The organism is Gemmatimonadaceae bacterium (assembly GCA_037721215.1).
GTDB lineage: Bacteria > Gemmatimonadota > Gemmatimonadetes > Gemmatimonadales > Gemmatimonadaceae > UBA4720.
Map to the genome: position 1 here is coordinate 121,094 of JBBJNV010000002.1, position 20,607 is coordinate 141,700.

The 20,607-nt window shown below is 60.3% G+C and carries 21 protein-coding genes; 4 read left to right on the forward strand and 17 right to left on the reverse strand.

The window, feature by feature from the left end; genetic code table 11:
* Positions 1-318: 318 nt before the first annotated feature.
* A complete protein-coding gene (locus WKF55_01480) occupies positions 319-624 on the forward strand; it encodes a tetratricopeptide repeat protein (protein MEJ7758240.1) in 306 nt (101 codons plus the stop codon).
* Between the two features lie 78 nt (positions 625-702).
* On the opposite strand, the gene WKF55_01485 is transcribed toward WKF55_01480, so the two are convergent.
* From WKF55_01485 to WKF55_01515, 7 genes are all read right to left on the reverse strand, one after another.
* Positions 703-1,362, reverse strand: coding sequence for a hypothetical protein (locus WKF55_01485; protein MEJ7758241.1), 660 nt, complete (start codon positions 1,360-1,362; stop codon positions 703-705).
* A 556-nt stretch (positions 1,363-1,918) separates the two neighbouring features.
* Positions 1,919-2,767: an IS21-like element helper ATPase IstB gene (istB, locus tag WKF55_01490; GenBank protein MEJ7758242.1), complete on the reverse strand. Its 849-nt coding sequence runs from the start codon at positions 2,765-2,767 to the stop codon at positions 1,919-1,921.
* Positions 2,764-3,822 (reverse strand): IS21 family transposase, encoded by a 1,059-nt coding sequence (gene istA / locus WKF55_01495; protein MEJ7758243.1) that lies wholly within the window; start codon positions 3,820-3,822, stop codon positions 2,764-2,766. Before istA ends, istB begins: the two co-directional genes overlap by 4 nt.
* Positions 3,823-4,502: 680 nt before the next feature.
* The gene (locus WKF55_01500; GenBank protein MEJ7758244.1) at positions 4,503-4,910 is read right to left on the reverse strand and encodes a VOC family protein; all 408 of its coding nucleotides are present in this window, start codon (positions 4,908-4,910) and stop codon (positions 4,503-4,505) included.
* 66 nt (positions 4,911-4,976) lie between these two features.
* Complete coding sequence (locus WKF55_01505; GenBank protein ID MEJ7758245.1) at positions 4,977-5,834, reverse strand: DMT family transporter; 858 nt, start codon at positions 5,832-5,834, stop codon at positions 4,977-4,979.
* A gap of 40 nt (positions 5,835-5,874) precedes the next feature.
* The gene (locus tag WKF55_01510) at positions 5,875-6,354 is read right to left on the reverse strand and encodes a GNAT family N-acetyltransferase (protein MEJ7758246.1); all 480 of its coding nucleotides are present in this window, start codon (positions 6,352-6,354) and stop codon (positions 5,875-5,877) included.
* 4 nt (positions 6,355-6,358) lie between these two features.
* Positions 6,359-7,807, reverse strand: a complete 1,449-nt coding sequence (locus WKF55_01515) for a peptidylprolyl isomerase (protein ID MEJ7758247.1) — start codon at positions 7,805-7,807, stop codon at positions 6,359-6,361.
* 267 nt (positions 7,808-8,074) lie between these two features.
* Here WKF55_01515 and WKF55_01520 point away from each other — a divergent pair, with 267 nt between their 5' ends.
* Positions 8,075-9,418, forward strand: coding sequence for a hypothetical protein (locus WKF55_01520; GenBank protein ID MEJ7758248.1), 1,344 nt, complete (start codon positions 8,075-8,077; stop codon positions 9,416-9,418).
* Between the two features lie 294 nt (positions 9,419-9,712).
* Positions 9,713-10,729, forward strand: a complete 1,017-nt coding sequence (locus tag WKF55_01525) for a hypothetical protein (GenBank protein MEJ7758249.1) — start codon at positions 9,713-9,715, stop codon at positions 10,727-10,729.
* 64 nt (positions 10,730-10,793) lie between these two features.
* On the opposite strand, the gene WKF55_01530 is transcribed toward WKF55_01525, so the two are convergent.
* From WKF55_01530 to WKF55_01575, 10 genes are all read right to left on the reverse strand, one after another.
* Positions 10,794-11,369 carry a DUF5655 domain-containing protein gene (locus tag WKF55_01530; GenBank protein MEJ7758250.1) on the reverse strand — a complete coding sequence of 192 codons (576 nt, stop codon included), beginning with the start codon at positions 11,367-11,369 and terminating at the stop codon, positions 10,794-10,796.
* A gap of 42 nt (positions 11,370-11,411) precedes the next feature.
* A complete protein-coding gene (locus WKF55_01535; GenBank protein MEJ7758251.1) occupies positions 11,412-12,266 on the reverse strand; it encodes an alpha/beta hydrolase in 855 nt (284 codons plus the stop codon).
* Positions 12,267-12,325: 59 nt separating this feature from the next.
* Positions 12,326-13,777, reverse strand: a complete 1,452-nt coding sequence (locus tag WKF55_01540) for a PAS domain-containing sensor histidine kinase (GenBank protein ID MEJ7758252.1) — start codon at positions 13,775-13,777, stop codon at positions 12,326-12,328.
* Positions 13,774-14,526 (reverse strand): hypothetical protein, encoded by a 753-nt coding sequence (locus WKF55_01545; protein MEJ7758253.1) that lies wholly within the window; start codon positions 14,524-14,526, stop codon positions 13,774-13,776. Before WKF55_01545 ends, WKF55_01540 begins: the two co-directional genes overlap by 4 nt.
* 123 nt (positions 14,527-14,649) lie before the next feature.
* Positions 14,650-15,111, reverse strand: a complete 462-nt coding sequence (locus WKF55_01550; GenBank protein MEJ7758254.1) for a DinB family protein — start codon at positions 15,109-15,111, stop codon at positions 14,650-14,652.
* A gap of 33 nt (positions 15,112-15,144) precedes the next feature.
* Positions 15,145-15,876, reverse strand: a complete 732-nt coding sequence (locus WKF55_01555) for a hypothetical protein (GenBank protein MEJ7758255.1) — start codon at positions 15,874-15,876, stop codon at positions 15,145-15,147.
* 36 nt (positions 15,877-15,912) lie between these two features.
* A complete protein-coding gene (locus WKF55_01560) occupies positions 15,913-16,419 on the reverse strand; it encodes a DinB family protein (GenBank protein ID MEJ7758256.1) in 507 nt (168 codons plus the stop codon).
* Between the two features lie 109 nt (positions 16,420-16,528).
* Entirely contained in the window at positions 16,529-17,977 is a 1,449-nt protein-coding gene (locus tag WKF55_01565) for an MBL fold metallo-hydrolase (GenBank protein MEJ7758257.1), read from the reverse strand.
* A 44-nt stretch (positions 17,978-18,021) separates the two neighbouring features.
* On the reverse strand, positions 18,022-19,125 hold the full coding sequence (locus tag WKF55_01570; GenBank protein MEJ7758258.1) for an asparaginase: 1,104 nt from the start codon (positions 19,123-19,125) through the stop codon (positions 18,022-18,024).
* Between the two features lie 62 nt (positions 19,126-19,187).
* A complete protein-coding gene (locus WKF55_01575) occupies positions 19,188-19,613 on the reverse strand; it encodes a VOC family protein (protein MEJ7758259.1) in 426 nt (141 codons plus the stop codon).
* A gap of 188 nt (positions 19,614-19,801) precedes the next feature.
* Here WKF55_01575 and WKF55_01580 point away from each other — a divergent pair, with 188 nt between their 5' ends.
* Complete coding sequence (locus WKF55_01580; GenBank protein ID MEJ7758260.1) at positions 19,802-20,557, forward strand: hypothetical protein; 756 nt, start codon at positions 19,802-19,804, stop codon at positions 20,555-20,557.
* Positions 20,558-20,607: the final 50 nt, after the last annotated feature.

The window sequence follows — 20,607 nt, forward strand, 5'->3', positions numbered from 1 at the left end:
TCAAAAGTCAGCGGGATGAAACACGTCGAACCCTCCGGTGGGCCCCGCGCGTCCGCCCGGCGTCCGGTGCTGATGCTCAAGAATCCGACCGATCACGACGCGCGCGGTGAGGAATGAGAAGCGCGATCGAACAGGTGCACACGCCGAACGTCGAGGCCGCCTATTCTACGCCCGCTCATGCGTTGCGCAGGGTCGTAACGAGGATGCCGCCAAGTCGTTCGAGCGAGCGATTTCCGTGAGGCCGGACGACTACGCCTCGATCGCGCTTCTCGCAACGACCTACAGCGCCCTCGGGCAGGATGACAAGTCGATCCAGGCATCGCGCCGCACCTACGCCACTGCGAGGAAGCACCTCGAGCTAACCCCGACGAGCCGCGCGCACTCTATATGGGAGCGATGTCACTCACCGCGCTCGGCGAGTCGGACAAGGCGCGGGAGTGGAATCGACGTGCGCTCGAGATGAATCCGGATGATCCGTCGGTGCTCTACCACATTGGCTGCGCGTTCGCGATGGAGGGCCAATCAGCCGAGGCGATCGACGCCCTCTGCAAGCCGATCGACCAGCGGCTTCGGTCACTGGAGGTGGACCGAACACGATGCGGATCTGAATTCAGTCAGAAGTGACCCGGCATTTCCGCAACTGCTGGAGAGGAAACCTGCGACTACCGCGTAGTCAGCGTTAGACCAGACGGTCAGATAGCGTTAGCTGCCAGATCTGACCGCTCGAATCACAACGGTATCGCGCGGGCTCGCCAGGAGAAGCACTGGGTTATCCTGTCCCGGCGCGAATGAGTATCCCGTCGGCAGCTTTGTGTGAATTCCCAGTTGGACACCGGTCCGTGTGCCGGTGCCGAAAGCGCGATCGTTGTTGGTGACTCCGTTACTGACAAATCCGTCAGCCGATCTGAACTGGAAAACGGCGCCGTTCACGAAGCTACCATTCGACTCGCGTACCGAAATGGTGAGTGAACCAGTGGAATAATCTAACTCCCGCCCGCGTCGGTACCTCATGGTGTGTCCGCCAACACTGAACTCCAGAAGCGGCGCAGAATCGTCCTGCTCCACGGTGCTGCTGTAATTGCCCTGCCGATAAGAGCTGTTTGACCGGAAGTTTACGCGGCTCTTGGTGGCGGACCAGTAACCGGCATCGGCAACGATTACCCGCGGCGCTGCTGGGGGAACGAAGGTGTCGCAGGTACTCCCGTCAACGGCGTCCCAAAAATAGGTTTCGGGAAGTTGGCTTGACCGCAGGCTGAGGAAGAGTACGCCGTAGCGGACAGCCCCTGGGCAAGTGAGGAAATTCGGGTCCAGGGCCGGCATTCGAACGCCGTCGAGCATCTCAAGCACGTATTCGCCGCTCAAGCTCCTCGCAGTCGCCGTTGGCTCGCTGCATGCCGCCAAGCCCAGCAACAGAGCAGCAACCGTTTGAAAGCAGCGCCAGCGCGGACGACAATGAGTGTTTGGCATTGTGGGTGCGTGGCAGTGGGTTATCAGGGTTGGATTAGCGCACGTGGACGCGGGCCAAGAGAAATTTAGGCTGCGTAAACCCGCCGACGCATCCGCGCACCAGATTTCCCGCGCCAGAGTCTCCAATAGCGCTGAGTGAGCCGTACCCTTCTGACGCCTTTCCAAAGTGCAACGACAATTAATCAAAGCTCCAAAACCTTAGTAGCTCGCCATAGGCTGTCGTATTGGCAGAGCCGGCGCTGCTTCTTTCGTACCAACCCAGAAAATAATAGTTTCTGGGTCCCCAATATCTTTCGACGCCTGACAACCCGTAACGGCTACCCACTTCGTCTATAATCCGCACATTAGACCTTCCGACATTCGCGTTCGGCAACACCTCCAAAATTGTCAACAGCGATTGAAATTGCACACTTTCAGCGATCGAAATTGCTCACTTTTGGGTGACGGACCGTTACGGCGTCGGCACCTCCTGGCGGGTTCGACGCCGTGTGCGTTGGGGGAGTTCTGCCAAGTCCTTCTGGAGCGCCGCCGAAATATCTGAGTGATGCCGCATCCGGTAGCTGTTGCCCCTGATATTGACGATGTGGCAGTGGTGTACGAGCCGGTCTATGAGGGCGCTCGCCATTACCTCGTCACCGAAGATTTCGCCCCATTCTTCGAAGCCTTTGTTCGACGTCAGCACTGTTGATGCATGCTCGTAGCGGCGGCTCATCAGCTGGAAGAAGAGCATGGCTCCGGTGCGGCTGATCGGCAGGTAGCCGATCTCGTCCACGACCAGCAAGCTCGGGAAGACGAGCGTCCGAAGCCGGTGGCCCAAGTGACCCGACTGCTGAGCCTCTTCGAGTGAAGTGATGAGATCGGCAAGGGTGCCGTAGTACACTCGCCGCCCGCTCTGCGCCGTGGCGATCGCGAGCGAGATCGCCAGGTGGCTCTTGCCCACACCGGGTGGGCCGAGGAGTATCACGTTCTCTTTTCGCTCGACGAATCCAAGTGTGTGCAGGCTCTCGACCTGTTCCCGTTTTAGAGACGGCTGGAAGCTGAAGTCGAAATCGGAGAGCATCTTGACCGCGGGAAGACGGGATGAGCGCATAGCGGCCACGAGCCGGCGGTTGTTCCTGAGCGAGATCTGGGCGCCCAATAGCTGCTCCATTGCCTGCGGAGCCTGGAGCTTGCCGCTGTCCACCTCGCTGAGCAGGGTGTCGAGTGCTTCAAGCGCGCCCGGCATCTTGAGATCGGCGAGCTGCGCGCGGAGCCGGTCACGAAGCGACGGGGCTGTTGGTTTGATTGACGCTTGGCTCATGAGCGGACTACCTCACTGATCCCATGGTTGATCCCTTCGCTCAGGCGAGCGTACGCGGCCAGTGGACGGCGCTCCACCGAGATATTGGCGATGATATTTGCAATCACCGGCTTCGGCTCTTGCCGGGCAGTGAGCCGCTCCGGCAGGAGGACGAGTGATTGGTATGGACGCGAGGCGAGTGCAAGAAGTGTTGCTCGCTCATCGCGCTCGAATCGCTCCCTCGGCACCTCGTGCGTGGTACCGTGCTCACGCGCATTGGCTGTGCGTACAAGCCATGTCAGAGCATCCGCATTGAGATCGGCGTCGCCAATAAATTCCCGGCCATAAGCGAAATTGTGGCGGACGTAGTGGATCGGCCGCTCGACTTTACCCTTTGTCTTCGCTCGGTACGGCCGGCATGCCCTGATTCGAAATCCCCAGTGATTCGCAAAACGCAGGAACTCCGGATTCTCGAAGAGCTTTCCTCCTCCGGCTCGCTTGTCGTCGATGATCACTGCCTTCATCTGATCGAATAGCAGCTCAGCGGGCACTCCGCCGAAATAGGCGAAAGCCTCCTCGAGGCCGCGCATCACCACCTGCATGGTCTGCCTGGGATAGAACTGAAGCCAGAGAAGACGCGAGTAGCCGAGGACTACGAGAAGGGCGTATCGCTTTCCCCAGGGGAATCTGAATTCAGCGAAATCCACCTGGCCCTGCACCCCCGCGGGCGTCTCGAAGCGGGCGACCTCCTCAATCGGCGGTCTCGGTCTTAACTCTCGCACAAAGCGTCGCAGCTGACTCTGGCCACCGGGATAGCCTGCCGCCCGGCATTCCTCGAAGAGCCGGACCGCAGAAAGCTCGGGATAGCTCTCGAGCCGGGCGCGAATTATCTCCTTGTACGGCTCAAGCTTTGGTGGGCCCTGAAACCGCTGCCGGGCCGATGGTGCACCATTACTGAGATCAAGCTCGAGCTGGCCGGTTTTTATCCAGTGATGCACAACCCGCCGGCTCACTCCCAGCCGCTCGGCGATGGCTGTCTTCTTGAGTCCTTCTTCCAGCAGGTGTTTGAGTAACACAAGCATCTCCCATCCGTACACAGGCGCCTCCGCTAAACCGGGAGACGCAACGTGGCTGATTGACCGGACGGAGGTGAGAAGAACCTTTCCAACCCCCGCCAGCTGAACAAGAGAAAATGAGCAATTTCAATCGCCCCTTCTGTGCAATTTCATCTCACCGATGACACCAAAATTGGCCGATTGGGCTCTGGTCGGTCGCATGTGTCAAAATAAGAGCCGCCGGCGTCGCACGCTGACTTTGACCGATAATTGGCGTGCTTCCCGGCAGCAACCCAAACGACGGGCCTCGTCCGCAAACCGGCAGGCCCATACTGCAAATCCTCCCAGCTATAGGTGTCCTGAGGCCCGCCCGCGTCAACATTGTATACTGTCACCCCGGCGTTGGGTACAGGGTTCGCACTAGGCATAGCCTTCGCCGTTCGGCCGCATTGGCTCCTGCGAGGGAAACGGCGGGTCTAACGGTCTGGTGAGTCTCCAGGCAGTCCGTCGGCCCTCTTCAGGGCGGGCTGGCGGATGGTGAACGTAGTGAAGTTGCTCGAATATCGCATCTCAAAGCAGTACTGCTTCGCCCCAACCTCGCCACTCCCGCCCATCTCTGGCATATTGACTGATAGCGGAACACCGCCCGCATCACGTCAACCTCGTACTTCGATGGCGCAAGCCGAACGAACACAATCACCTTAAGCGCCGCTCACTGACTCGAAGAACGTGAGCAGATTCCCGTCTGGGTCCAGAACGCCGAAGTCGCGCGTACCCCACGGCATGTTCTCGATGTGCCCCTTCGGATGCAGGATGCCGAACGACTGGATGCCGCTGTAGAGTTCATCCACACCCTCGACCGCGATTCGACAACTGTGGGTGCCGGCGATGAACGACTCGGCCCCGGACACCACCGGCTGCGTTCCGTCGCGGCCGCGCCAGCTCTCGTCATTCGCGAGCCAGAGGTGAAGTTCGACCCTGTCGCGGAGAAGCTTCGTGAAACCGTCATCCTGAAATACGACAGTGAAGCCAAGTTTGTCGCGGTAGAACGCAGCGCTCCGTTCCATGTCGCTGGCCGGCAGTGCCGGGATGGCGTGTATCATCTTCATCAATAATTCCTCCGTTGTTTCCCCGACCGCCGTGGGACCCGGCCCAAAGCTGCAACAGTCACCTTGTCAGCTCGACTTTCGCTCGCCGAGGATGGTCAACGCAATGCCGCCCAGTATTGCGGTGGCCGCTATGAACAGTCGTGCAGAAAGTTGCTCCCCAAGGAAAATAATTCCGCCTGCCGCCGCGAGAACCGGGACACTGAGCTGCACCGTAGCCGCACTGCTCGCACTCAGTCCCTGCAGGGCTGTGTACCAGATGACATACCCCAACCCCGAGGCCAGCACACCGGACAAGACCGCGTAAAGCATGCCGGTGCCATTGAGCGAAACAGAAGGAAGCGTGGCCGCGCTCAGCACCGCAACGAACGGCACGGCCCGCAGAAAGTTTCCGGCAGTAGCACGAGTAGCGTCGCCGGAACTTCTGCCGCGTAGGGAGTAAACGCCCCAGGCGACACCAGCGCCGAGCATCAATGCGGAACCCTGCAGAGGAGGGGCCGAAATCCCGCGCAACAGGAGGCCCAGTAGACCGCCGAACGCCAACAGGAAGCCAATCGCCTGCGGCCCCCGGATTCGCTCTCCATTCCAGAAACCGTAGCCGATCATCGTTACCTGTACCGCACCAAAAAGCAGCAAGGCGCCGGTGCCGGCCGTCAAACTGACATATGCGAACGAGAAGGCGGCTGCATACACAAAGAGGGCAAACGCAGAGAGCCAGCTGCCCGAAGCGCCGTGCGCGCCACCGCGTACCTGCGTGATGAACCAGAGACACACAGCGCCGGAAATGATTCTGATCGAAGTAAAGCTGGCTGGATCAATGCCGGTGCCTTTCAACGCCAGTCGGCAGAGAAGGGAATTGCCCGCGAACGCAATCATCGCCACCAGAGTGAGAACGCGCACCCGCGCAGGCGACATCGAGTGGTTCACATTGAGCAGGGTAACGGAGTTCCGGGTTGGCGCCGGGTGACTACGCCCAAGCCACATCGAGCGAATCCAGCCGGCACCGCATCTCGACAAGATCGATTCCCCGCGCATGGCCGTCGCGCTCGGAGCGTGTCGTGCGGAATCCCGCGCGAGCGTAAAAGCCCTCGGTATGTTGACTCGTCCTGATGACCACATCCTGAAGAAGCGGCAGCTCGCGCAGAGCGACAACACGCACTGCGAGCAGTTGTTGCCCGAGCCCACGCCGCTGCCAGCCACGATCCACGATTCCCCAGGCCAGACCGGCGGTTGACGACGAATCGGGCTCGATGAAATAACCACCGCACGCTCGGAGAGTCCCGTCCTGCACATGTCCAACGAGATACGGGCACGACGGCAGCGCGAGGAACGATTCATAATCCGCGCGCTCGCTAGCCGCGAAGAAAGCCGGCACGTTGCTGTCGAAGAGTGCAAGACAGCCAGCGGCGTCTGCCGGGTTATATGGACGAAATGACAGTTTCGTCACACGGTCATCGGGCGATGGTTGCGATGACGTCGCCCTCGAGGATACCGTCGACGACATCCATTCCCTCCACAACTTCGGCAAAGACTGTGTAATCCCGTCCCAGCCTCAGATTATCTCTCAGGTTCACGAACCACTGCGCGTCTCCCGTGTCGTGACCACGAGTGCTCATGCCGACGGTGCCTCTTACATGCGGAACCGTGCCGAGCTCATCTCTGAAGTATCGATCGCTTCCTGCGTACTCATTCGCACCGGGACTGCCGCCCTGAATCACGAAATCGTGCTCCACGCGATGCCAGGTGAGGCCGTTGTAATAACCTGCCCGCGCAAGTTGTAGAATCCGTGCCGCCATCATCGGTGCCACGTCGCCGCGCAGTCGCACGGTGAAACTGCCACCGCCACTGGTGGGAGCCATGGTGACCCGCAGGCGGACGTCAGCGCCAAGCGCCAGCGCAACGGCTTCCGGCGGGAGCACTCCCCTCCCTGTTGGAGGGCGGTCGTCGCTCGCCGGACGGCCCGCCACTGCGAGGAGAGCAATGCGCACATCCCTCTCCGAGGCGTTAGCGCGCTTCACCCACCTGTGGAACGCAGCGTTGGCGGCTACCCTCGCCCCCGCATGGGTTGAACCGGCCAGAGCGAGTGCTCCTGCTCGCACGACCTGCGCTGAGTTTGCGCTCAAGGCAGCGATAAAAATGTCGGTGTCTGTCTCTTTTGTCAGCTTGGCAAGTCCATCTATCGCCGCTTCGCGCACGTTGGGGTCAGTGTCCCGCGCCAGCATGCGAAGAGTTACGAGATCGCCCAATATCGCGGCGGCTCGCGCCGAGTAGAGTCGCAGTTGCCACTGACGGTGCCGGGAAAATTGTTGAACCTGTGTTGCTGCCTCACTCGGCCGCAGTTTGCTGATTGCCACCATCGCGTGTGCAGCCGCGTGCCACGAGACGGAGTTCCGGCTGCGGCGCGACACGTCAGGCGGCATCGAGTCGATCCACCCGCGGAGACTGGCGATCAGCAAATCGTCAGCACGGCACGCGGCAGTCACCAGGTCGGCCGCGCGTAACCTTACTGGCCAGGCGTTGTCTTCCAAAGCCGCGCGAATCCTCGCGCAGGTGTCCCCTGGCAAGGTGAGCGCGCGGTAGCGTACGCGCCATTCGGCATCCGGCCAGGCAGGCGGCGGCGGAAGCGCAACGAAGGTGTTCCGCGCGGCGAACACCGAGTCACGGGTTCGTCCGGCAGCCCGGCGCGCGAAAATGCGAACGCGAGGATCGGAGTGACGCCTGCCGAGTGCCAGCGCGCGGTCTGTGGGATCGCGACGATCTTCGGCCAGCAGAATACGGCCGATTAACGCCGAGTCGGACGGCGAGAGGAGCCCGCGTTGCGCCTCGAGGGGTGATGCTGAAACGATTGGCAGCAGCAGCAGCGCCGGCACCGGTACGCGCCAGAAGAACTGCCGCGGCATGCAGAGTCTTATCGTACGCCGCAGTGAAGCAATCGTCAGGCGGCGGCGGCGCCGGACCATGAAAACGCACAAACGAGTGCCGTCAGTCTGTAGTAACGTGTCCGCATCGTTCGCTCCAGGTGCAGGAACTACGGCGTTGCTGCCTGTGCAGGTCAGCTAAAAGCAGTCGAAGGAATGATACGCAATGGCGCCAGCAAGGAACACAGTGTTACTTGAATGGTCCATTGTCTTTAACAGGCCGGACCGATCAAGTAGGAGAGAGCCAGCGTGATCAGAAAATTCCGTTCGGTGGTTCTCCTTGTCGCCGGGATTGGGGTAAGCGGCTGCGGCGGAGGTGCTGCGGATACCGGGGTCGGGCCGGAGATGCCGACGTCGACGTTCGGCCTCATCCAGACCCGCATCTTTGCGGACAATTGCACGAACTGCCACGCAAGCGGCAACTCGTTCGCGAAGGAGTCAGGACTCTCACTCGACCGCGCAACCGCCTATCGCAATCTGGTGAACGCGCAGGCGCAAGATCCTGGTGCGCGCAGCGATGGCCTCTTACGGGTGGTTCCCGGTGATGCACAGAAAAGCCTGCTCTATCAAAAGCTCATTCTGTGGGATCCCAACCACACGCGGCATTACGGCGCACCAATGCCGCTCGGCGGCCAGTCCCTGACCATCGGACAGATCGAGTACGTCAGGAAGTGGATAAACGCGGGTGCACCGGAAACCGGTGAGGTGGTTGATGCCAGCCTGCTGAACGACCTGACGCGGCCATCGTACTCGCCATTCACGCCGCTCCCGTTGCCGGCGAGGGGATACCAGCTGAAGGTCGGACCGTTCGACGTCGCACCGCGTTTCGAGCGTGAGCTGTTCGTCCGCCGGGACCTCGGCAACGCGGAGCCGATCTACATCACGCGAATTGAAACGCGGATGAAGACCAACAGTCATCACCTGCAGCTGTACACGTTTACCCCGAACATTCCGGCGGCGGTCATGCCACCCGTGGATGTGATCAGAGACATCCGGAGGCCCGACGGAAGCCTCGACTTCCTGAAGATGCTGCCGATGGGATATCACGTGTTCTTCGGTGGCTCGATGACTCCGACCGGAGGTTTTCAATTCCCGGCCGGCGTTGCACTCGAGCTGCCAGCCAACGCAGTGATCGATCTTAATTCGCATTACGTGAACACCACCAATACTCCTGCCACAGGCGAAGTCTACGCGAACCTGCACACGGTGGACCGGTCGGCGGTGGCCAAAGTCGCGCGCACGCTGTTCCTGAACAACGAGTCCATCACACTGCCCCCTGGCCAGCGCACGATCGTCACGAAGACATTCAGGATGAGCACGACGACGACCATCATCATGCTCAGCTCGCACATGCACAAGCATGGTGAAAAGTTCGTGATACGAATTGCAGGAGGGCCGCGCAACGGAGAGATCGTCTACGAAAATACCGACTGGGCCGATCCCAACATCGGGATATTTGCTCAGCCACTCATACTTCAGGCTGGAGAGGGGCTCACTTCCGAAGTCACCTACAACAACACGACGACCTCGACCATCAAGTTCGGTCTGACGAGCGAAGACGAGATGGACATCATCTTCGGGTACTACTACTGAGTCGACGTTAGGAATCCAGCCGCGCGGGCTCCCAACCGCGCGGCGCGCATCATTCCGTGATTCAATCTCAGGAACTGACCGGCCCTGGTTCGGAAATCTCCGTGTTAACACGGCCAGTAGTATTGGCATCCTGCTAACCGGTGTTGCGTGAACCGCGCAAATGCCGCGTTACTCCCACGCCTGCCTCATTGCCATGTCAAACCCACCATTGTCCGGATCCCAGCCGGGCCGCCATCGTAGCGAGACGTGAAAATTCGTCGATGCTCCGCCAGGAATGGCCGGAAGAAACTGCTGATGACCATCGCCTTGTTCTGCGCGACTGCCGGCAAGCTTGATGCGCACGAAGGATGGGGGATCGTTGTCGACGCGCACGAACGGGTTTATGTCGCGGACATTCCGGCCAACACGATATGGCGCATTTCGCCGGATGGTCGAACGGAACCAATTGTGCGCGGCGTACACTCGCACGCCCTTGCGCTGGGGTTCGATGGATTCGTTTACGGTACGGATGTCGCCATTTCGGGATCGAGTCGAACCGTGTGGAGACTGGACATGACCGGTGGACTCTCAGATCTTCGCGCCCCAGGTTCCGAGCATGCGCTGGATCTTCAGCCGTTTCTGATAGCAAAGAACGGAGATGTCTACTCCATTAGTCGTTATGAGCCGAAGCCGCCGGCAGACGGACGTTCTCTTTACCTGCTTCGCCGCAATCACATGGGTGGGGTCGATACCCTTGCCGGCGGCAAGGTCGGCTATGCTGATGGAGTGGGACGTGCCGCGAGATTTTCCGGCATCGATGGAATGGCGTGGCTTCCGGATGGAAGAATCGCGCTGGTCGATGGTGCGCGCATCCGGGCTATGGCTACCGATGGTTCGGTGAGCACGCTCAGCGGTGAACTCACCCGGCAACAATGGGATCAGGATCTGATGGGCCTATTCGTCAGCGTTGACGGTCAGATTCTGGTAGCCGACTTTGCACAACGAAGATTGCTGCAACTGGTCAATGGCCGGACACGGACAGTTTTCTCTTCCGGCTTCTTCTGGTCACCCACGGGCGTAACTCAGACCGCAAATGGCATCTATCTGCTGGAACACTTACGCGCGCCACTCGGCATTCTTGGCGATCTGAAAATCGGCCCGTATCTGCAGGTTCGAAGGATTGCCGACGATAGACGCACAGTCGTGTTGAGCCGCGCGTGGGGTGCGAATTCGGCAGTCGCACTCTCCGTCACGGGAGTGATGGTGGCATTTATTCTCGTCATCCGAGGTGCCCGCGCCCGGTCACGTCGCAATGGTATACGCAGCACGTGAGCCGCCGCCCGATTCTGGATTTATCTGCTCATTGCCGGCTAGGCCAGCAGCTTTCATGCGGTCGTCAGCCCGCGCTTTCGTAGGCAGTCTTGATCCAGGCGAGGAGTTCTTCGTCGACTTCCGCAGGGTCAGCTAGTCTGACCGTGTACTGGCACATAGCCCCCGCAGGCATTTCGGCCAATCGCGCTGTGCCCTTGACGCCTTTCATATTTAGCCCGACGTCGACACGCGTCTTGTTGGGCGGGCCAATAGTGGCGAATTGCTTCTTGCGACGCAGGCTGACGTAGCCCTTCTTCGGTGCGATCTCGAACGATCCAAACTCGTCGATGGCCGACATCAGCTTGTCATGAATCGGCCGCAGTACGGCTTTGGGACCTGCATATATCGTATTTACCAGGTCGTCGGTACCTGTTTCTTTCGAGTGGTCGGCCCCCTGACCATCGAACTTGAGAAAAAAGGTAGCGAGCGTGTTGGCGTCGCCATGCCCCATGCCAGGATCCTTCTTCAGCAACGCGCGGATCTCCCCGTGTTTGACCAGTCCACTCCTGCGAATATGGGCGTACAGCTCGTCCAGTGTCTTGCCCGTTCGCGCCTGAATATTCTGGAGCTGTTTTTGAAATGCTTCGTCAACGCTGTTCATGAGACTGTAACTCCGGTAATGGGTCAGTAAAGTGGGCGGACGTCAACGCCGGCGCGCACGCAACTCGCTCACGAAGCGGGAATACTCGCTGAAATATTTCGACGAATCCACGCGGAATGCGTCGTGATGCTGGCCCGCGAGCTCAACGATGCGCTTGGGAGACTTTGCTGAATCGAACAACGCGCGGCCGTGGCCCACGGGTATACGCTTGTCGTCACGCGCATGGAGAATCAGTATCGGCATACGTACCCGCCCGATTCGGCCGATGGAGTTGAAATGGCTGGACGCCGCGAGGCTCACCGGCAGGTAAGGATAAAGCTCCTGAGCGCGCGCCCGCACAGACCTGGGGGCACCCTCGATCACCAGCGCTGCCGCCGGAACGCGTGTCGCCAGCTCGATCGCTGGCGCCGTACCAAGGGAATGCCCAAAGATCACGACACTCTCAGCCGGTACGCGCAGATTCTTTCGCAAATACTCATACGCCGCCGTCGCGTCGCGATACAGACCTTCCTCGCCTGGCGTTCCCTCGCTCGCCCCGAACCCTCGCCAGTCGAAGGCGAGAATGTTCACGCCAACCGCTCGAAGATATGCGTAGTACTCGGGGCGAGCAGTCGTCGCCAGATGCCCGGTTTGCCCATGACACAGGAGCACCCACATCCCACCCGGCTGGCTCGCGGGCACTTCCCATGCTGACAACAGCAGGGAATCGGACGTGCGAAACGAAACCGTTTTGTAGGGAAGCCGAAGTGAATCAGCTGGCCGGGGGTAGCTGCCGGTCACGATCTCCCTCGGGAAGACGAGATCTGCCTCGTTGAACTTCAGGTATCCGATAGCCCCGGCGTACATGACTGCAATCGCGGATACCAGTGCAATCAGTCCCCACTTTACGGCCCTCATCTGCAAGCGTCAGGATTCACCGCGTTCACGGCGGTAAGCGGACCCTCCCGTCATTACAGTCACTCAGGCCGGCGCGGCAATGTGAGCGTAAACGTCGAGCCGGCGTCGAGTGTGCTCTCGGCCGCCAGGTCTCCACCCATTGCGCGCGCAAGATCGCGGCTGATTGCGAGCCCCAGTCCAGTGCCGGCGCTTTCGCTCGATTGCCCGCGCTCGAGCTGCACGAATGGCTCAAAGATGCAGTCCAGCTGGTCCGCGGGAATTCCAACGCCTGTGTCGCACACCCGCACCCTCATTGTGTCCTGCGTCGCGATGCACTCCACCCCGATTTCGCCGCCAGAAGGTGTAAACTTCACCGCGTTTGACAGGAGGTTGAGCAGTATCTGCTGCAGTCGCTCAGGATCGGCGTAGGCCGTATAGCTCGAATCGCAGCAGTGGTAATCATAACGAAGTTCCTTCTTCAGCAATTGGGGTGCGACGAGCGTCTCCAGCTCACCCAGCACATGGTTCATGGAGACCTCCTCTGGGGCGATGCGAACACGGCCGGCCTCGATCTTGGCAAAGTTGAGAATATCGTTGATGAGGGAAAGAAGGAGGTGCGCGCTGCGCTTGATCCGGTCGAGGTCGGTGCGCTGAGCGTCATTGACCGGGCCCCGGATGCCCTCCCTCAGAAGTTCCACGTAACCGCCAATCGCATTGAGCGGCGTGCGAAGCTCGTGCGACATGTTGGCGAGGAACTCCGACTTCGCCTTGTTCGCCATTTCTGCCTCGGCACGGGCTTCCTCGGCGCGACGGCGAGCCCTTTCCGCTTCCAGATTCGCTTCCTGCAGATGGTCATTCGTCGCTTCCACCTCAGCGGTCAGCGCCTTCGATTCCTCTGCCTGGTCTTCAAGCGCCATCGTCGTCCGCCGCAATTCTTCCGCGGTCTGCTCGATGACCTTCCGAGCCCGCACCTGCTCGGTAAGGTCGATCATGGCACCGAGCATCCGGATGGCCTCGCCGCGGTCGTCGCGTGCGATGTAACCGCGGTCGAACACGGACGCGTACTCACCGGTGCCCCGGCGGAACCGGTATTCGTCCGACCAGACTTCGCCGCCGCTATCAATCACCGTGTGGATTCCTGCAACGACACGGTCACGGTCGTCAGGGTGGATATGATCGTACCAGAACTTGATTGTATTGGTGACGTTGTCGGATGGATGAAGGAAGACGCTGGTGATTGCCTCGTTCCAGAGGAGCTCGCTGGTGACGAGATCCCAGTCCCAGATGACGTCGTTTGTCGCCCGCCCGATGAGCTGGTAGCGGTCGAGGGTTTTGCGGTATTTGTCCTGAATCCGCTGCTGCTCGTGCAGGGCCTTCTCGAGTCGAGTCGCTTGTTCGAGCGAAGTCTGCTCATGCACTTCGAGCAGCTGTTCGAGCGCAGCAACCTGAGATCGCGAGCGTTCGAGCTCTGGCAGCCACGCTGACGAGGTCTGTCCTGCTGATGTCCCGCCCGAGTTCGCCGAGCCAGTCACGCGAATGCCTTGCGGCCGACGAAAGGCAAAATGGCGACCTTGACGTTTAACGCCAGCGTCTTGAAAAGGTCCGCGGTGTCGCGCGCAATTGGCGCCTTCGAGAATAATATCGTCGCGAAAAGCTCGCCCGAAGGGAGCAGGCCGCCGAACCCAAGCACGGATCGAACATCGTATGGGATCACGAAGTCATCCTGTGCAGGGATATATGCGCTCCCCCTGGCTTCCGGAACGTAGAACACGTTGAAAGTGTGCTGGTTGACATCGACAACGAGGTTCTCGTCCCGCCCGACGAACGTTCCCACTTCGATGCCAAGCTGGCGGATGAGCTGTGCTATCATGGGCGACCGTGCAACACTTTCCTCGCTCACCAGCGGCAGTGCCCGGTGCCCAACGGAATCACGTCGTGAGTTCCATGCGGGAAGCTCGCCAGCGCTCGCAAGCAGTGTCAGGCATTTCATGTTCTGAAACTCAGGGGCCGCCCCGAGCACCGTGCGTACGACGTCCTGCTGGTTGGGTTCGAGCTCCTCATACGGCATTGTCACGAACATCCTGATGAGAGCGCACGCCGGCGTGCCATCGCGTGTGCGCAACGACCCATAAAGGAACTCCACCGTGCGCCCAGCAACGGCTTCGAGACTCGATGCGCCGGCCCCGAGCTTCCGGAGTTGAATGCCGCACCGGGTCATGTCGCTCAGCGTGAATCGCTCGAGATCGTACACACCACCGGGAGTGCCGGCGTCAACAGCCATCAATCATTCGGTGGCAGGGCGAAAGGAGATTTGCTGCGCATCCCATGTAGTATAGCAAGCTGGACATGTCTCCATGCTCTGTCACGCCAGGCAATACCGCCGGGCGGCCCCGGCCGCACCCCCCTAGGGTTCGTCCCCGCTCGGCCCGTAGATCTGAGGCACCGTCGATCCCATCGGTCGCAGGTAGGTCGAGATCTGGCCACGGTGATGAACGATGTCGAAGAGGAAGCTCCAGGCCATGGGCGACGCGGGTCGCTGGCTGCCAAAGAACTCGAGCTCGCCATTCCAGAGCTCCGCAGTCAGCGCGTTCCAGCGGGGGGCCATTTTCGCACTCTGATCATCGTACACCTCGAGCACTTCCTTCATCGTTGCCGGCATCGGCGGTGGCGCCCATTCAACTTTGCCGCTCTCCAGTGCCTCGATGATCATCTTCTCCTCGCAGACAATCTGCCATGCGATCTCGTGCGCGGTGCGCGACTTTGGATCGGGGCGATACTCCGACCCCTCGGGAATTCTGGAGAGCACGTTGTGAGTGGTCGTTGATTCCTTTGTCCAGAACTGCGTAAAAAGCGACTTTTCGTCCATCAGGTCTCCTGTGAGAGGACGCGCCCAGATTCCTCAAAAGACGAACGCAACTACTCCAAACTCAAGCCCATAGAGCTCTGAGGAATTTCCGTATTCCACGGTCTCGCCCGCCTTTATCGTGACTCGCTCTCGTTGATAGAAAGCCTCCCCCGTTATCCCGACATGGTTCACGAGCATGTACATAGCGCCTGCGGAGCCTAGCCAGGCGTGGGTGCGCGTACGGATACTGCGCTCGACCTCCGATGGCTCAGGAACCTGCGGCGAAGGCGTTATGTCTGCCCTGTTGACGCCGCGGATGAATAGAGTTCGTGCCGACACGAATGGGAACACGCGTGGCGAAGACGTCGAAACGAAATACGTCAGCCCCGGCCCGATTCCCCATTCGGTGAGGGTTTGATTGCGCACTGTCTCCTGGTCGTCGAAGGAAATACGGCGGTAACGGACATTCGCCGAAACCGAAAGTCCGCGGACGACGAAGTATCCGACTCGCGGGAGAAGCTCGAGTGTCGTCCAGCCCTGGTCGTTCCCGATGTCGCGCGAGCGGGTGAATGAGGCAGTCCCGCCGACCTGAACCGAACCACGTTGAATTGGTGACTCGCGGGGGCAGACCACGTCCGGCGGCCGTGGAGTGCATGGCAACGAGCCGCGTGTCGCCTGAGCCGTCGCCACTCGGCTGCAGCCGATCAGCGAGGTGAGAAACAGCGCAAGCGCCAGGAAATGCATCCCCCGGCGGTCGTCGATTTGTGCGGCGTTGGTTACCCCCATGTATGGCTCAGCCTTCGAGGCCAGATTGAGATTCGGCTAGTTGAACCTTTTGTCGTCCGCCGACGGTCCATAGAGCGCTGGCACCTTGGCACCCAGGAGCCGAAGGTACACGGTCATCTGGCCGCGGTGATGTGCGAGGTGATTGAACGTGTCGCGGATCATTTCGTAGCGCGGCGCTTCGATCACCACCTGCCCGCCGGCCAGAAGCTTCCAGGGCGTTGTGAGGAACTCGTCGGTAGTGCCTTCGAGCGCCTTGCGTGCACTTGCCGCTCCGTTTTCCAGCCCTTTCAGCAGTTCCGCGCTAGTTCGCATCGGCTCGGGCTGCTGCTGCGGATTAGCCGGAGCAATGTCGAGCTGATCCTCGGTTACCATCGTCGCAACCCATGACGGCATGATCGCAACTAGCTGCACCAGATAGCCGAACTGCATCGACTTTTCGTGCGGCTTCCAGTCGTACTTGCCCTCGGGCACCTGCTCGAGCGCTCGCTTCGACCGCTCCACTTCGCGCGTGAGCTCCTCGAGAAACATCTCTGTCATCTTCATAAGTGATCTCCTCTGAATCACGCGTGTACATGCGGCATTCCGCGCTAAAGAAAGCGGCATTAGCCGTGCCAACCGGGAACCGTCAGCGGATCGACTGGTGCAAGCGGTGCTACGCGAGTGAAGCCATGTCGATCACGAACCGGTAGCGCACATCACTCTTCAGCATCCGCTCGTAGGCTTCGTTGATCGACGCAATGTCAACCATCTCGATGTCGGATGTGATGCCATGTTCGGCGCAGTAGTCCAGCATCTCCTGGCGTGATAGCCGCGTACCGGCAACGCGTATCCATTGAGGATTGCCCGCATGATCGCGGGGATATCGTGGACGGGCTGTTCTCGGGGATTGGTACTGTGCATAAAGTAAGATTAGCCCACGTGACGCATGCGGACATCGCTCGCTATCATCGCCACCAAGAGCTGACCGGGGCTGGGGTCGCAGGCTCAACAGACTCTCCAGGGCTGGCGGCAACGACACGATCCGCCGGCTCGCTCCAGCGGTGAAAGGCGAGGTTGAATGTTCCCCAGTGAATGGGAGCAGAACTTTGCCGCGAAGGCTGGCGTGTGCCTCGACTGCCTGCTCGGGATTCAGGTGGATATCCGGCCACGAATCGTCGTACGCGCCGATCTTCATGAGAGTGAGGTCGAAGGGCCCGTGCTGCGATCCGATGTCGCTGAATCCGGCAAACGGTCCGGTATCGCCAGTGTGAAAAACGCGGTGCGTTGGCCCTTTCACCGACCATGATGCCCAGAGGGTGTGATTGCGGTTGAACAATCCTCGACCGGAGAAATGTCGGGCAGGAGTGGCTGTGAGTGTGAGCGGTCCGACGGTGACGGATTCCTGCCAGTCGAGTTCCGTGATTCGCACAGCGGGCACACCCCACCGTCCCAGGTGTGCGCCAACACCCAGGGGCACTACGAAGCGCGCGCGCGATTGTGCGGGATCTATCGCCAGCGCGCGAACCACATCGCGATCGAGGTGATCGTAATGATCATGCGAGGTGATGATCGCGTCGAGCGGCGGCAAATCTTTCAGCGCTAGTGGCGGCGCGAAGAAACGGGTTGGCCCGATCAGCGACGATGGCGATGCGCGGCGGGCCCACACGGGGTCAAACAATATTCGTGCACCGTCGATCTCGACGAGCACCGAAGAGTGGCCGAGCCATGTTGCGCGCAGGCCCGACGACGGTGGGCGGTCGAAATCAGCGCGCGTTCTTGCGAGGATGGGCACCGGCCGTAACGGAACGCGCTGCTCCTTGCCGCCGAGCCAGCGGCGGAGCATCTGCCACGTACCGCCGTTTGCCGTCAGGCGGGTGGCATCCGGATTCTGAAACGCGCCGTCGCGGTAGTTTGGCGAGCGCTGGATCCGGGCGAGTCGCTCTCCTTTTGGCGCCGCGCCGAGAGTGTCCAGCCAACGTGTTGACCAGACAAGGGCAATGACGATTGAAAGAAGGACAACGGTTATCGTGAGAAGCACGCGGCGAAACCGGGTCCGGGGAATCAGCGACATCATGCAAATCCGGAATGTCAGGCCCGTGAAGGGGAGCGGAAACGCGGTCATGCGCGCGGCAATAAGATCGCGCCGCCGTGGAGCAGATAGTGAGATTAGCGGTCACCGCCGGTGTATTCCTCGAATAGTTTCGCGATCTCGGCCCGGTCAGTAGTTCGCGTCAGGGCGAGCATCAACAGTACGCGTGCTTTCTGAACATTGAGATCGCCGGCCGCGATTCGCGCCGCAGATGACCTGACCCGGCCTGATCCCGTTCGGCTGCTCGAAACGATAACGACGCCTTTCTCGCGGGCCCGCTGTAGCGCAACCTGCTGTGCCGGCGTCACGCCACCTCCTCCTACGCCGGCAACCACGATACCTTTTGCTCCCGCGGCTACAGCGGCATCGATCATCACGCTGTCCGCGCCTCCATGTGAGTAGACGATGTCAACGCGCGGCAGCTCGCGAACGGTGGTGAGATCGAACGTTCGATACCGCTTGGACCGGGGCCGGTTGAAGAACAGTGTGTCGTGATCCGTGATTGCCAGTGGACCATGTTCCGGCGCCTGGAAAGTTTCCACCCGGCTGGTATTGGTCTTCGTTACCTCGCGTGCCGCATAAAGGCGGTCATTCATCAACACCGTCGTGCCTCGGCCCCGTGTTGCCGGGGCAGCAGCGACACGCACGGCATTGTAGAGATTCGCGGGGCCGTCTGCGCCAATTCCATCCGCAGGGCGCATCGCACCGGTTACAACGACCGCCCGATCTCCCGGAACCGTGAGGTCGAGGAAGTACGCCGTCTCTTCCATGGTATCCGTACCATGGGTGACGACGATGCCTGAGAGCGCGGGACGTTCCCGAAACGCCGCGGCAATTCGTCTGGAGAGCGCGACCCATTGGATGGGGCCAATGCTCCCCGACCCGACATTCGAGAACTGCTCCGCGGAGAGCGTCGCGAGCTTGTCGACTCCAGGCGCTGCGCGCATCAGCCCCTCGACCGCAACCCTCGAGACCTCGCCGCCGCGATCGCCGTAGTAGTTGCCCGCGGAGGCGATCGTACCGCCTGTAGCGAGGATAAGGACTTCAGCCAGGGCCACCGGCGGTTTTGCCACCGGTACCTGCTGAGCGGCTGCGCACCCCGCGGTAGCCAGCACAACAGTAAGTCCTGAAAAAAGACTCAAACCATGCACAATTTTCCCGCCTTTATCCACTGACCTCATCGGCATGTTCCGCCGAGTTGTGGCCATCCCGAAAAATCGTGCTGGCTGATAGAGGCCACAGCTCAGACGTGTTGATCGACGAGAATCGGATTTCCGTCAGGGTCTTCAGTAACAAAACTGGCGGGACCGGTCGTACTCTCATCCGCTTCACTGAGGAATTTCACCCCCTGCGATTTCAGCTGGCGTTGAAGGTCGCGAACGTCGGCGAAGTTGTCGACCTTGCGGGCGTTGCTGTCCCAGCCGGGATTGAAGGTCAGCATGTTACGCTCGAACATTCCCTGAAAGAGACCGATGACGTGATCTTCGTTCTTCAGTATCAGCCAGTTCTGCGAGGCATCTCCGCCGAAGACACTGAATCCCAGCTTTTCGTAAAAGTCCTTCGAGGCCGCCAGGCCTTTGACTGCAAGACTGATCGAGAATGCGCCGAGATTCATGCATAGCTCCTGGTTATGGGTTCCGCCGCCTTCGAGGTTCGAAATTTCGAGCAAGGACTGAGATTCAGCAAACGCCAATGATCCTCGACCGCTTTTTTTGTCGCGTACCTTATCGGAGCGGTTCCTGCCCTGCACATCCCAGTTCAAACCGCCGAATCCTGATTGAGAAACGACGCTTTTCCCGTCTGGGCGTGCACCGGCCATGGTTACGCCAGATTCCCACCACTGACAGAGAGAACAACATGGACAGATTGTTTAGCAAAGACCTCAACGGGGCCCTTGCACGGAACCCGGTCCACAATGCGTATCCAAACTACCGTCGGCTGGCGTCGTACGGCGCGGTACTCGCCGTGTCGGCGATTCTCGGGCTTACGGCGTGTGGAAAGGACCATCCAACGACGCCACCTGTCACGCCGCCTCCGACCACCGCGACTCCACCTCATGAAACGACAGTTCCGGCCACCACCTCGGGCTTCGTCGAAGCCAGAACGTCGCAAATCGTGACAAACGGAGGGGCCCCGGCGCAGGTGTTCGACGACTTTACCCTATCCGCAACGCGGACGATCAACACCGTCGACTGGCAGGGCATCTACTGCGTCCAGCAGGTCAATGCTCCCGCTCCCGCGCCAACGGCGTCCAGTTTTACCGTGGCGTTTTATCCTGACGCAGCCGGCCGACCAAATATTGCAGGCAGGATACAGACATCGACGTACACCGTCGCTCAGGTGGGTCAGGTGTTCGAAAAGACCGTCGGGGGTCTGACGTGTGGCACGGCTGCGAATACGACATGGCCGTTCTACAGGTACTCCGTGGCGCTGGCCACTCCATTCACCGCGGCAGCAAACACGAAATACTGGATCAGCATTCAGGCCACGACGCCGTCCTACAACGTGTATTTCGGCTGGCGCGACGGAACGCCGCACAACAATTCGTCGCTCCAGCTGTTCCAGGGGACGTACACGACCTACAACGTCGACCGCGCGTATGCCCTCAAATAGCAGATGACTCGATTGCGGCCCTCTGGACTCGGGGCCGCAATACGCGTTAC